The sequence below is a fragment of the Luteitalea sp. genome, from assembly GCF_044337415.1.
Lineage (GTDB): Bacteria > Acidobacteriota > Vicinamibacteria > Vicinamibacterales > Vicinamibacteraceae > Luteitalea.
Genome location: NZ_JBIINP010000044.1, coordinates 1 through 12,284, shown reverse-complemented (window position 1 = coordinate 12,284; position 12,284 = coordinate 1). Strand labels below are relative to the sequence as shown.

The following is a 12,284-nucleotide window of genomic DNA, read 5'->3' as shown; positions in this document are numbered from 1 at the left end:
TCGACAGCGGCGCGGTCGGAGACCGCGCCCTACCTCCGCGCTACATCGCCCGGCCCACCGCCTGGCCGGCCCAGACCGCGGCGAGGCCGGCGGCGAGGCTGAGGGCGACGTTGGTGAGGGCGGCCGGGAGCTGGCCGGCCTGGAGCAGCGCGAGCGTTTCGTTCTCGAAGGTCGAGAAGGTGGTGAAGGCGCCCAGCACGCCGACGGCGCCGAAGGTGCGGAGCGCGGGGGCCAGGTGCGGTCTCGAGGCGACGTACCCGGTGAGCAGGCCGAGGACGAGGCAGCCCGACACGTTCACCACGATGGTACCCATGGGCAGGGGCCCCGGCCAGCGCGCCGCAATCGTCGTCGAAAGCACCGCACGCGCCACGGCGCCCAGCGCGCCGCCCAGGGCCACGAGCCAGAGCGAGGTCATGGGCGGCATCATACGCGGCCGTGCTACCTTCGAATGGGCGGGCGCCTGCATTCCCCAGGGCGCCCGCGGGAGAGAAGTCCGCATGCGTCGCCTTGCTCGTGCCGCCGCCGCGGCCGTCCTCGTCGTCCTGCTGCCGGCCACGGCCGCCGTCGCGCAGAACCTCGCCAACTGCACCACCGCGAGCCAGACCCGCTACGTCTACGACGTGATGCGCGAGATTTACCTGTGGGACACCGAGCTGCCCACGGTGAATCCGTCGTCGTTCGCGACGCCCGAGGCGTTGCTCGAAGCGGTCCGCTACCGGCCGCTCGACTCCTACTTCAGCTCCATCACCTCGCGCGCCGCCAGCGACGCCTTCTACTCCGACAGTCAGTTCATCGGCTTCGGCTTCGGCAACTCGTACGACGGGCAGGCCCTGCGCGTCCTGCAGGTGTTCCCGGAGAGTCCCGCCGCCGAGACCGGCATGCGCCGTGGCGATCGGATCACGTCGATCAACGGGCAGAGCGTCGCGGCCCTTGGTGCCACCGGCCAGCTCGGGCAGGCGCTCGGGCCCTCCACCGAGGGCTATCGCATCACGTTCCGCTACGAGCGGCCGGATGGCTCGGTCGCCGACAGCGAGATGACCAAGCGGCTGGTGACCATTCCCACCGTGTCGGAGCTGTCGGTGATCGACGTGGACGGCAAGCGCGTCGCCTACATGCTGTTCCGCAATTTCGTCGCGCCGTCGCGCGACGCGCTCGACGCGGCCTTCAACGCGCTGCGCGACGTGGGCGCCACCGAGCTGGTGCTCGACCTGCGCTACAACGGCGGCGGACTCGTGTCGATCGCCCAGCACCTCGGCGGCCTCATCGCCGGGGCGCGGACCGAGGGCCAGGTGTTCGTCGAGTACGTGCACAACGCGCGCAACTCGTTCCGCAACCAGAGCAGCCGCTTCGAGGGCAAGCCCAACACGCTCAACCTGCAGCGGCTCGTGGTGATCACCACCGATGCCACCGCGTCGGCCAGCGAGTCGATCATCAACTCCCTGCGGCCGTTCATTCCCGTGACCACCGTCGGCACCGCCACCTACGGCAAGCCGGTCGGCCAGTACATCGTCGAGTTCTGCGACAAGGCGCTCTACCCGGTGTCGTTCTCGGTGAAGAACGCGCGCGGCGAGGGCGACTACTTCGGCGGGATTCCCGCGGACTGCCAGGCGCCGGACGACCCCGATCACCAGCTCGGTGATCCGGCCGAGGCGTCGCTGAAGGAAGCGCTCACCGTGATGCGCACCGGCCGTTGCTCGGCGCCCGTGCTGGCCGCGCCGGAAAGCCGTCGCGAGACGACGCGGCAGGACCAGGGCCTCAAGAAGACCGGCCTGGACGTTCTCATCAACGCCCACTGATCACAGCGGCGGCGTGGGACACGCCGCCCTACCTCAAATGCTGGTAGGGCCGGCTCTCCGAGCCCGGCCTCGCGCCCGTACTCCGTACCCGGTACCCGCTACCCGGTACCCGCTACCCGTTTACTTGACCGGCCCCACGCGCGCGATGTCGGCGAGGATGCGCGCCTTCGCGCCCGGGTCCGCCGTGTGACACCACGTGACCGGGCGGCCCTCGGTGCCGATCGAGACCCATAGCCGGGCGACACCTTGCTCGTCGCGCGCCAGCCTCGCGACGGCCGCCTCGCAGCGGACTTCACCGGGGTGTGCCGTCACGTCGATGGCCAGCAGCGAGGGGACCGGGAACGTCGTGCCGCCCGCCCTGGCGGTCACCGCCGTCAGCCACGCACGCGCAGAAGACGTCACCATCCGCACCGGGCCCTGTCCCGCCTCGAGCGCATCGAGGTCGGCAGCGCCGAAGCCGAGACCGGTCCGCGCATCGGCGGGCACGAGCGTGATCGGCACGGTCGTCTCGAGCAGCGCCCGGAGACTGCCGTCGTCGGCGAGCACGTTCGGATCGGGCGCGAGGGGCATCGCAGGATCGGTGGGGGGTGTCTGGCCGCCCACCAGGATGACGCGTTCAACCTGACCGGCGAGCGCGGGCGCCCGCAGCAGCACGGAGGCGAGCGTGGTCAGCGGGCCGACGGCCACCACCGTCATCGACTCGCGCTCGAGGGCCGCCTCCAGCAACTCGGTGGCTTCGGTGGGCGCCTGGCGCTCCTCCGGCCGCGAGGGGCCGCGCCATGGGCGCAGCAGCGTGGCGTCGAGTCGTGGCAGCAGTTCCACGGCAGCGGGGTAACCGCGCACCAGCGGGACGTTGCCGAACGTGACCGACACGCCGCGCACGGCGAGGCGCCCGGAGCCGTAGGCCTGCAGCAGCGCGAGCGCGTCCCCCGGGTCGCGCGCCGGATCGCCGAGCGCCGGGCTGATGTCGAGCCACGCGGCGATGCGTCCGTCGGTCGGTGGCGCCGGTCCGCGTCGACACGCCAGGCTCCCGGCCAGCGCGCACAGCGCCAGGATGGCCGACGCCCTCGCCAGTGGCAGTCGAACGGTCACAGCGGTGTCTCCACGGTGGCGCCCCCACGCAACAGTCGTGTCGCGTACTCCAGTTCGGCCTCCAGTCGGTGCGGCGCGGGGTCGCCAGGCACGGGTTCGGCGCCAAGGCGACCCCTGATGATCTCGAGGCCGGCGCAGGCGCTGACCTCGGCGATGTCGAGCATCGCGCCGCGGCGGTACCGGTGCAGCACACCGCTGAGGAGCTCATGCGGCTGCCCCGCCAACACCAGGTGCGCGAGGAAGAACCCGACGTCCAGGGCGGCCGGCCCGGCCGTCGCCAGCCCGGGCGCGAGCACACGCACGCCGCTGGGCGCCGGCATCCAGCGCGCCGGGCGGAAGTCGCCATGCAGCAGCGTGCCGGTGCCCTCGAGGAACCGCCCGCCGAGGTCGCGCATCGTGGCCCGGATGTGCACGTCCGTGCGGAGCGCATCGACGAGCCGGACCAGTCGCGGCAGGCGGGTGGCCAGCGCCTCGACGCGCGTCGCGGCGATGGGCTCCTCGAACCGGTCGGCGTGGCGTGCCAGCCGCACGCCGTCCGATCGCAGGGCGCCCAACTCGTCCTCGCTGCCGGGCACGCCGTGGAGCGCCACGAGGTAGGCGGCCAGTTCGTCGGCGTCGGCCTCCGACAGCGACGCGCCGTGATACAGGCCCGTCAGGGGGCCGGACGGCCCGAGGTCCTCGAGCGCAATCACGTGGTCGCTGCGGTCCACGCCGATGCAGGTCGGCATGCGATCGGCCACGGCGGGCCACCACGGCTGCACGAGCCGGTAGAACTCGCCCTCGACGGCCAGGCGGTCGGCCGGCGACGCGGTGTGCCGGCTGTCGGGCGACGTCGCGGCCCCGGGCTGCCGGAGGATGCGCGTCGTGCCTTCGGTGGTGGTGATGCGGACGGTGGTCGCGGTGCGTCCACCGCCGAGGCGGACACGGTCCACCACGGCAGCGGTGGCGGGAATCCACCCCGCACGCGCAGGAAGGTGGTCAGTTCTTCGAGTGAAGCCGTCGCGACGAGCACCGGACGGCAAGTATGGCAGGAACGCCAGCGATATACTGACCGTGTCGGTGCGCATCCGGAGAAGTCGTCCGGCGCCGCGCGCCCGAGGGAAGCATGGCGACCACGGCTCTGAAGATCGACGGCATGTCCTGCGGCCACTGCGTCAAGGCCGTGACGATGGCCCTGCAGGACCTGCCGGGCGTGCAGGTGCGCGACGTGGCGGTCGGCCGCGCCCTCATCGAGGCCGACGAGCACGTCGTGACGGCTGAACAGCTTGCGGCCGCGATCGACGAGGCGGGCTTCACGCTGGCCGGCGCCGAGCCGGCCTGACCGCACGCCGCGCGGGCCGCGGCTGCCCCATGACCTCCACGCCCTCCTCCACGCCCTCGCCACTCGAGGTGCTGTCGCAGGTGCAGATTCCTGTCGAGGGGATGACCTGCGCCGCCTGTCAGGCGCGCGTCCAGCGCGCGCTGTCGCGCGTGCCCGGCGTTGCCGAGGCGAGCGTCAACCTGCTCGCGCACCGCGCGTCGGTCCGCTTCGATGCCTCGAAGGTCGCACCGGAGGCCCTCGTCGCGGCCATCCAGCGGACCGGCTACGAGGCCCACCTCGAGGCGCCGGTCGTCGATCTGGTGGCCGAGCAGGAGGCCCGCGACGCGGCTGATGAAGCCGAGTACCGGGACCTGAGGCGGAAGGCGTTGGCGAGCGGCGTGGCCGGCGCGCTGGCCATGACCGCGTCGATGCCGTTGATGGCCCCCGTGGCCGGCACCCACGGCCACGACAGCGCGCAGATCACCGACCCGCTGATGCGTTGGGTGATGACGACGCTGCATCCGGCGCTGCAGTCGGTGGCGCCGTGGCTCTACGCGATCGACCGGCGAGTCCTCGCCTGGGCCTTGCTGCTGATGACCGCCGCCGTGATGGCCTGGGCGGGGCGCCACTTCTATGTGCGGGCCTGGCGCACGGGGCGGCACGGCGGCGCCGACATGAACACGCTCGTCGCCGTGGGGACCGGGGCGGCGTTCCTGTACTCGCTGGTGGCCACGGTCGCACCTGGGGTGTTCCTGCGGCGCGGCCTCATGCCCGACGTCTACTTCGAGGCGGTGATTCTGATCATCGCGCTCATCCTGACGGGCCGCGCCTTCGAGGCGCGCGCCAAGCGGCGCACCTCTGGCGCGCTGCGTGCCCTCGTCGGCCTGCAACCCCGCACCGCGCGCGTGATTCGCGACGGCGTCGAGCAGGACGTCGCCGTCGAGGCGGTGGCGTCGGGAGACCTCGTCCGCGTGCGGCCGGGCGAACGCCTTCCCGTCGATGGGCGCGTCGAGGACGGCACGAGCAGCATCGACGAGTCGATGCTCACCGGCGAGTCGGTCCCCGTGTACAAGCAGGCAGGCGACCCCGTGATCGGCGGCACGGTCAACGGGACGGGCGGGCTCGTGTACCGCGCGACCACGCTCGGCGCGTCGAGTGTCCTCTCGCAGATCGTGCGCCTGATGCGCGACGCCCAGGCCACGCGTGCGCCCATCCAGGATCTCGCTGATCGCATCAGTGCCGTGTTCGTCCCCGTCGTGATGGGCCTCGCGTTGCTCACGCTCGTCGGATGGGTGCTGTTCGGCGGCGAGGGCGGGATCGTGCGTGGCTTCGCCGCCGCGGTCACAGTGCTGATCATCGCGTGCCCGTGTGCGATGGGCCTGGCCGTGCCGACGGCCGTGATGGTGGCGACGGGCAAGGGCGCGGAACTGGGCATCCTCGTGAAGGGCGGCGATGCCCTGCAGCGCACGGGCGAGGTGACCACCGTCGTGTTCGACAAGACGGGCACGCTCACCGAAGGGCGACCCGTCGTCGCGCATGCGCACTGGCGTGACGGCGTGGACGGCGCGGATGCCCTCGGGCTCGTCGCGTCGGTGGAGCGCGCGTCCGAGCATCCGCTCGCGAGTGCCGTCGTGGCGCATGCCGCCGCCCGTCAGGCGGACGCGTCGCGCCCTGCGACGGCGTTCCGCGCGCACGCGGGCCGGGGGGCGCAGGCCATCGTCGGCGGCCGCGAGGTGATCGCGGGCAGCGCGCGCCTGTTGGGAGAACTCGGCCTCGAACTGGGCGACCTGGCCTCCGCTGCAGACGCCTGGGCCGTGGAAGGCGCCTCGGTGATCTTCGTGGCCATCGACGGCAAGGCCGTGGGTGCGTTGGGCGTGGCCGATCCCCTGAAGGCGGGCGCGACCGACGTGGTGCGCCGCCTGCGTGAACTCGGCGTGCGCGTCGTGTTGCTGAGCGGCGACACGCAGGCCACGGCCGCGGCGATCGGCGCGGCGGCCGGGATCACCGAGGTCGTCGCCGGCGTGCTGCCCGAGGGCAAGGTGGCCGAGATCGCCCGACGCCAGGCTGCCGGCGAGGTGGTGGCGATGGTCGGCGATGGCATCAACGACGGGCCGGCCCTCGCGCGGGCCGACGTCGGCATCGCGATGGGCACGGGCACGGACGTGGCGATGGCGGCGAGCGACGTGACCCTCGTGCGTGGCGACGTCGCGGGGGTGCCGCAGGTGATCGCACTCTCGCGCCGCACGCTGCAGACGATGCGGCAGAACCTCTTCTGGGCCTTCGTCTACAACGTCATCGGGATCCCGATCGCGGCCGGGGCGCTGTACCCGGCGACGGGACTCCTGCTGAGCCCCGTGATCGCGAGCGCGGCCATGGCCTTCAGCTCCGTGAGCGTCGTCACCAACAGCCTGCGACTGCGCCAGGCGCGAGTGCGCTGAGGCCAGCCGACCGCCGAGGTGATGGCGCCGCAGCGGGCCTCACCCGGCCCGGCGCGTCACCTGCAGCGCGCCCGACGGGCACCGTGCGACCTGCGCGGCGATCGCGTCGGCCGTGTCGGCGGTCACGTCGATCCACTTTGCGCGCCTCACGTCGAACACGGCGGGCATGCTCCGGACGCACACGGCCGAATGGACGCAGATGGCGGGATCGAAGGTGACGGTGATGTCCTGGCCTTCGTACGTCTGGAGTGGCTTGGGCATGCGCAGGTTCCTCCGGGTCGGTGTCGCAGGTCTCAGGCTCGGATCCTCACACACGCCGCGGCGTGTGTCGACTGCGTGTCGCAAGTGCGGGCACGAGGCCCGGGCCCTGTCGCGCCCCATCCTGCCAGGCTGGGGTCAGTCACAGGTCACCGGCCGTCGGTCACACACCCCGGCCGTCCGGCCCCACCTGGCGCCGAGGGGCGACTGGTCGGGTTAGCATGCGGAGACCCATCGCGTCACCGCTGTCGTGGGTTCCAGGAGTTCCAGATGATCGACCGTCGACGATTCGTCCAGTCCGTGATCGCCATCGGCGCGGCCTCGGCTGTCCGGCCGCCCGTGCTGCTGGCCCAGGATGCCGCGGGCCTCCGCGATCTCGCCGATGCGGCGCTGTCCACCGCACGGAGGTCGGGCGCCACCTACGCCGACATCCGCATCAACCGGTACCGGAACCAGTTCGTCTTCACGCGGGATCGCCGCGTCGACAACATTGTCGACACCGAGGACTACGGCTTCGGCGTGCGCGTGATCGTCGATGGCACGTGGGGCTTTGCCAGCAGCAGCCTCGTGAGCAAGGACGAGATCGCGCGGGTGGCGGCGCAGGCGGTGGCCATCGCGCGCGCCAACCGCGCCATCAACGCCGAGGCGGTGCGCCTGGCGCCGGTCGAGGCCTACGAGGCCACCTGGGACACGCCGGTGAAGAAGAACCCGTTCGACGTACCGCTGCAGGCCAAGCTGGACCTGCTGCTGCAAGTGCACGAGGAAGCGCTGAAAGTGCAGGGCGCGAGCTTCGTGTCGGCGTCGATGCAGTTCGTGAACGAGCAGAAGTACTTCGCCTCGACCGAGGGCTCGCACATCCGGCAGTCGCTCATCCGGTCGTATCCGTCGTTCAACGTCACGTCGGTCGACAAGGCCAGCGGCAAGTTCTACTCGCGGCGCGCGCTCACGTCGCCGATGGGCATGGGCTACGAGTACGTGGAGTCCTACCCCCTGCTGCAGGAGGCTCGCATGGCGGCCGAGGAGGCGGTGGCGACGCACAAGGCCAAGCCTGCGCCGGCCGGCTCGAAGGCCCTCATCCTCCATCCGTCCAACCTGTGGCTCACGATCCACGAGTCGGTCGGCCACTCCACCGAACTCGATCGCGCACTGGGCTACGAGGCCAATCTCGCGGGCACCAGCTTCCTCACCACCGACAAGCTGGGCACCTTCCAGTTCGGCGCGAAGACCGTCAACCTCGTGGCCGACAAGACGCAGGAGCACGGCATGGCCACCTGCGGCTACGACGACGACGGGGTGAAGACGACGCGCTGGCACCTGGTGAAGGACGGCACGTTCGTCGACTACCAGACCACCCGCGATCAGGCCGCGCTCATCGGCCAGACGGCCTCGCACGGCTGCAGCTACGCCGACAATTGGGGCTCCGTCCCGTTCCAGCGCATGCCCAACGTGTCGCTCGAGCCTGGCGCGAAGGAGATGAGTGAAGCCGACATCATCGCTGCCACCGAAGATGGCGTGTACGTGAAGGGCGACGCGAGCTACAGCATCGACCACCAGCGGTACAACTTCCAGTTCAGCGGCCAGACGTGCTGGGAGGTGAAGAAGGGCAAGATCACCACGCAGTTGCGTGACCTGGCGTACCAGTCCAACACCCCCGAATTCTGGAAGGCCTGCGACCTGCTCGGTGGTCGGTCGACGTACCAGCTTGGCGGCGCCTTCACCGACGGCAAGGGCCAGCCGATCCAGATCAACTCGGTCAGTCACGGATGCCCGATCGCCAGGTTCGCGGGCGTGACCATTCTCAACACGGGGCGCTGATCATGATCTGGACACGTGAACAGGCCAAGGCCCTCACCGATCGCGTGCTGTCGTTCAGCAAGGCCGAGCAGACGTTCGTCGCCGTCACCGGCAGCGACAGGGCCAACGTCCGCTTTGCCCGCAACACGGCCACCACCGCCGGGGCGACGTCGGGCGTGAGCCTCGCCATCACCGCGCGCTTCGGCAAGCGCTCTGGCACGGTCACCACCGCGCAGTTCGACGACGCGAGCCTGCAGCGCGCGCTCCGCGCCGCCGAGGAGATCGCGCGGGTGTCGCCGGAGAACCCCGAGGCGATGCCGTTCCTCGGGGCGCAATCGTACGCGCCCGTCACTGCGTACTTCGACGACGTGGCCGGGGCCACGCCCGAGTGGCGGGCGTCGTCGGTGGCGACGGCGATCGAACTGAGCAAGAAGAAGGGCGTCGTGTCTGCGGGGTTCGTCGAGACGCAGATGGCAATGCAGGCCGTGGCGAGCTCCAACGGCCTGTTCGCCTACGACCGGTACACGGCGGCCGACTACAACCTCACGTCGCGCACGACCGACGGATCCGGGTCGGGATGGGCCTCGAAGTCGTTCAACGAACTGCGCCTGCTCGACCCCGGCGGGCTGGCCGACGCGGCGATCGGCAAGGCGGCGACGGCCAGCAACCCGATGGGCATCGAGCCGGGCACGTACACCGTGGTGCTCGAGCCGGCGGCCGTGGCCGATCTGCTCGCCTTCATGCTGTTCACCGCCGATGCACGCCAGGCCGACGAGGGGCGCAGCTTCTTCTCGAAGAAGGGCGGTGGCAACCGCGTCGGCGAGCAGATCCTCGGCGACAGCGTCCGCATCTACTCCGACCCGGCGCACCCGCTCGCGCCGTCGATCTGCTTCGACAACGAGGGCCTGCCGATCGCGAAGCAGTCGTGGGTCGACAAGGGCGTGCTCAAGGACCTGTCGTACTCGCGCTTCTGGGCGCAGAAGATGGGCAAGACGCCGACGGCGGGGCCCGCGAACGTGATCATGGACGGCGGCACGTCGAGCATGGCCGACCTGATCGCCGGCACCGACCGCGGGCTGCTCGTGACGCGCTTCTGGTACGTCCGGCCGCTCGATCCGCAGTCGCTGCTCCTCACCGGTCTCACGCGAGACGGCCTGTTCCTGATCGAGAAGGGCAAGGTGACGCGCCCCGTGCGGAACATGCGCTGGAACGAGAGCCCCATCGTCGCCCTCAACAACATCGAGGCGATGACGCCGGCCGATCGTGCCGTGAGCGGCGAGGGGATCGGCGGCGGCGGACTCGCGCTCGTGTGCCCGGCCGCGCGCATCCGCGAGTTCCGCTTCACCAGCGCGTCCGAGGCGGTGTAGCCGCCCGACGGGCGCGTGCGTCAGCGAGGCGCGGTCGACCAGGCCGCCCTCGCCATCGCCGTCCGCACGTCATCGTCGACGGCGCGGGCCACCCGCAAAAAGGTGGAGGCCACGAGGCGTGACTCGCGCCTCGGATGAAGTAAGGTGCGCGGATGCCCGACGTGACGACGCCTCGCTCGCCCACCCGCGGTCTCGCCAGGACCCTCGGGCTCTGGGACGTCATCACGATCACCGCCGGCACGATCCTGGGGTCGGCGATCTTCGTGGCGGCGGCCTTCGTGCCTCGCGAGGTGCCGCATCCGACGCTGGCGCTGCTGGTGTGGGTCGTGGGGGCGCTGATCGCCATCGCCGGCGCACTGACGTACGCGGAACTCGGCGCGATGTTTCCGCACGCCGGGGGCCAGTACCAGTACATCCGGCAGGCGTTCGGGCCGCTGTGGGGCTTCCTCTTCGGCTGGACCTCCATGCTGGCGATCCAGGCGGGCGCCAATGCCTACCTCGGCGTGGCCTTCGGCGAGTACCTCGGCGCGTTCTTCCCGTACTTCTCGTCGACGCACGTGCTCGCCTCGATCCCACTGGGACCGTGGACCTGGCAGCCGAACACCGTCCAGCTGGCCGGCGTCTCGGCGATCGCGCTGCTCTCTCTCGTCAACCACTTCGGCGCGAAGCGGGGGGCACGGGTGCAGAGCACGCTCACCGCGATCAAGCTGCTGTCGGTGGCAGGCCTGGTCGTCTTCGGGCTGCTGGCGACCCCGAAGGTGGCCACGGCGTGGACCGCGCCATGGCCGGCCGAGCACCTGCTCGCCGGCATGGGCCTGGCCATCGCCGCGGTGCTCGGCAACTTCGACGGCTGGTATCAGGCGACGTTGTGCGCGGGCGAGATCGAGCGGCCCGAGCGCAACCTGCCGCTCGGCATGGTGGGCGGCACCGCCCTGATGGGCGTGGTCTACGTGCTCGTCAACGTCGTGTACTTCCGGGCCATGCCGATGGCCGCGCTCGGCGCCTCGCCGCGCATCGGCGAGGAGGCCACCTCGGCGCTCCTCGGGCCGGCTGCGGGCGGACTGCTGGCGGCGGCCGTGCTGGTGTCGGTGTTCGGGTGCCTCTCGTCGGCGATCATCGCCGCATCACGTGTGGGGCTGCCGATGGCCGAAGATGCTCCCGCGTTCCGATGGCTGGCGCGCATCCACCCGCGTTACCAGACGCCCACCACCTCGATTGCCGCGCTCGGCGCCTGGTCGCTGGTGCTGGTGCTGTCGGGCAGCTACGAGCAACTGTTCGAGTACTCGGTGTTCGCGAGCCTCATCTTCCACGCCATCACCGGCCTGGCGCTGTTTCGCCTCCGCACCCTGCAGCCCGGCACCACGCGACCGTATCGCGTCGTCGGGTACCCGTGGGTGCCGGCGGTGTTCGTGCTCGTGATGACCGCCCTCGTGCTCAACACCGCGTACGAACGACCCGTGCAGTCGCTGCTCGGCGTCGGCCTCGTCGCCCTCGGCGTGCCGTTCTACCGCTGGCGACAAGCTGCTGCACGATGACGCTGCGCCCCGCCTGCATTGTGAATTCTGAATTCCGAATTGCTAGGGGACCGGTTCGCAGGGGACCGGCGCCATGCGGCCGCGTGCGAAGCGCACCTGCGGCGTCGGACCACTGCGATCCACCACGAAGGTCAGCCGGCGGTTGGTGTAGCCCCGGATGGGCCCGTCGCTGTCGTCCGGGCCCAGGAACGGCAGGCGCTCCATGGTGCCGTCGGGCATCGTGACGTACGCCATGCCCGACTCGAAGGCGACCTTGAAGGTCGTGTCGCCGCACCGGTACGTGGTGGGCATCGGCGTGATCGAGCCCGGGCCGGGGTCGCCGGGCCGCGCCGTCCCGCTCGGCGCGGGCGCGAGCGTGATCTCTGTCGGGGTGCCGGGGTTACGCACCCGGATGCGGAACCGCGTGGCGGTGAGCTCGAGCATCTCCACGGGGTACTCCCGTCCGTCCTCGACGAGCGTCAGCCGGCCGCGCTCCAGCGTCCAACGGCCGACCGAGGGTGTTCCTGTCGTCGAGGCCACCACGAGGCTGCCGTCGCCGAGAAACGCGTAGAGCGTCCCCGCAGCCACGCTGGGCGACGCCACGACCACCCACACGCGATTGACGATGCTGTCGGGCCGCGCCTCGAGTACGGGCGGCTGACTCGGCGGGTTCGGGGGCTGCGCCGACGGGGAGGGTGGCTGCGACGCGGCGCTCATGGCGGTCA

11 protein-coding genes are annotated in these 12,284 nt (G+C 71.2%); 6 read left to right on the top strand and 5 right to left on the bottom strand.

Going from position 1 to position 12,284, the window contains the following annotated elements; genetic code table 11:
* Positions 1 to 40: 40 nt before the first annotated feature.
* Positions 41 to 415: a fluoride efflux transporter CrcB gene (crcB, locus tag ACIRDX_RS09495; RefSeq protein ID WP_396625176.1), complete on the bottom strand. Its 375-nt coding sequence runs from the start codon at positions 413 to 415 to the stop codon at positions 41 to 43.
* 82 nt (positions 416 to 497) lie between these two features.
* Here crcB and ACIRDX_RS09490 point away from each other — a divergent pair, with 82 nt between their 5' ends.
* Positions 498 to 1,796 carry a S41 family peptidase gene (locus ACIRDX_RS09490; RefSeq protein WP_396625175.1) on the top strand — a complete coding sequence of 433 codons (1,299 nt, stop codon included), beginning with the start codon at positions 498 to 500 and terminating at the stop codon, positions 1,794 to 1,796.
* 120 nt (positions 1,797 to 1,916) lie between these two features.
* On the opposite strand, the gene ACIRDX_RS09485 is transcribed toward ACIRDX_RS09490, so the two are convergent.
* Both ACIRDX_RS09485 and ACIRDX_RS09480 read right to left on the bottom strand, forming a co-directional pair.
* Positions 1,917 to 2,888, bottom strand: coding sequence for a nucleoside hydrolase (locus ACIRDX_RS09485; protein ID WP_396625174.1), 972 nt, complete (start codon positions 2,886 to 2,888; stop codon positions 1,917 to 1,919).
* Positions 2,885 to 3,820, bottom strand: coding sequence for a phosphotransferase family protein (locus tag ACIRDX_RS09480; RefSeq protein WP_396625173.1), 936 nt, complete (start codon positions 3,818 to 3,820; stop codon positions 2,885 to 2,887). The genes ACIRDX_RS09485 and ACIRDX_RS09480 overlap by 4 nt, the downstream gene beginning before the upstream one ends.
* A gap of 173 nt (positions 3,821 to 3,993) precedes the next feature.
* Between ACIRDX_RS09480 and ACIRDX_RS09475 the strand changes: the two genes are divergently transcribed.
* On the top strand, positions 3,994 to 4,209 hold the full coding sequence (locus ACIRDX_RS09475) for a heavy-metal-associated domain-containing protein (RefSeq protein WP_396625172.1): 216 nt from the start codon (positions 3,994 to 3,996) through the stop codon (positions 4,207 to 4,209).
* Between the two features lie 29 nt (positions 4,210 to 4,238).
* Positions 4,239 to 6,626: a heavy metal translocating P-type ATPase gene (locus tag ACIRDX_RS09470; RefSeq protein ID WP_396625171.1), complete on the top strand. Its 2,388-nt coding sequence runs from the start codon at positions 4,239 to 4,241 to the stop codon at positions 6,624 to 6,626.
* A 39-nt stretch (positions 6,627 to 6,665) separates the two neighbouring features.
* Here the strand turns inward: ACIRDX_RS09470 and ACIRDX_RS09465 are convergent, their stop codons facing one another.
* Positions 6,666 to 6,887, bottom strand: coding sequence for a (4Fe-4S)-binding protein (locus tag ACIRDX_RS09465; RefSeq protein WP_396625170.1), 222 nt, complete (start codon positions 6,885 to 6,887; stop codon positions 6,666 to 6,668).
* Between the two features lie 270 nt (positions 6,888 to 7,157).
* Between ACIRDX_RS09465 and ACIRDX_RS09460 the strand changes: the two genes are divergently transcribed.
* The 3 genes from ACIRDX_RS09460 to ACIRDX_RS09450 all read left to right on the top strand — a co-directional run bounded on the left by ACIRDX_RS09460 (position 7,158) and on the right by ACIRDX_RS09450 (position 11,580).
* A complete protein-coding gene (locus tag ACIRDX_RS09460) occupies positions 7,158 to 8,699 on the top strand; it encodes a TldD/PmbA family protein (protein ID WP_396625188.1) in 1,542 nt (513 codons plus the stop codon).
* Between the two features lie 2 nt (positions 8,700 to 8,701).
* Positions 8,702 to 10,045 (top strand): TldD/PmbA family protein, encoded by a 1,344-nt coding sequence (locus ACIRDX_RS09455; protein ID WP_396625169.1) that lies wholly within the window; start codon positions 8,702 to 8,704, stop codon positions 10,043 to 10,045.
* A 161-nt stretch (positions 10,046 to 10,206) separates the two neighbouring features.
* Positions 10,207 to 11,580, top strand: a complete 1,374-nt coding sequence (locus ACIRDX_RS09450) for an APC family permease (protein WP_396625168.1) — start codon at positions 10,207 to 10,209, stop codon at positions 11,578 to 11,580.
* Positions 11,581 to 11,622: 42 nt separating this feature from the next.
* Here the strand turns inward: ACIRDX_RS09450 and ACIRDX_RS09445 are convergent.
* Positions 11,623 to 12,284: hypothetical protein (locus ACIRDX_RS09445; protein WP_396625167.1), on the bottom strand; the 662-nt coding region annotated here is incomplete at its 5' end.